The 365-nt window shown below is 40.3% G+C and carries 1 protein-coding gene; it reads right to left on the bottom strand.

Annotated elements, in window-relative coordinates; all coding sequences use genetic code 11:
* The coding region (locus tag DKT72_RS18040; protein ID WP_162623386.1) for a transposase at positions 1–293 on the bottom strand (293 nt) is incomplete at its 3' end.
* Between the last annotated feature and the right edge of the window lie 72 nt (positions 294–365).

The following is a 365-nucleotide window of genomic DNA, read 5'->3' as shown; positions in this document are numbered from 1 at the left end:
TCATCGATGTCATAGCCCAAAAAATACAGGATGTCCAAACGCATGCTGCAATGCTCTATAAGCTTGCGGTCGCTGGTGATATTTTCTAAATACCCTACCAGGCACAGCTTAAAGAACACCACGGGATCAATGCTCTTTTGGCCACTGCTGCCATAATAGCCCTTGGTTTCCCAATACAGAAAATCTAATGGTAATGCCCCTTTTAAACGGCGGTAGAAATTGTGCTCTGGTACGCGAACACTTAACTGAAAATTGTTGAACAGTTTCTCTTGATAGTCTTTTTTGCCTTGCATCCCTAAAAATAAGAACTTTCATCCAAAACTTAAAATTTTGAATTATATTTGAGAGGTTGTGCAACAGGCACA

The sequence above is a fragment of the Confluentibacter sediminis genome (genome assembly GCF_003258355.1).
GTDB lineage: Bacteria > Bacteroidota > Bacteroidia > Flavobacteriales > Flavobacteriaceae > Confluentibacter > Confluentibacter sediminis.
The sequence above is the reverse complement of the archived record's forward strand: the minus strand, read 5'-3'. Positions and strand labels throughout refer to the sequence as shown.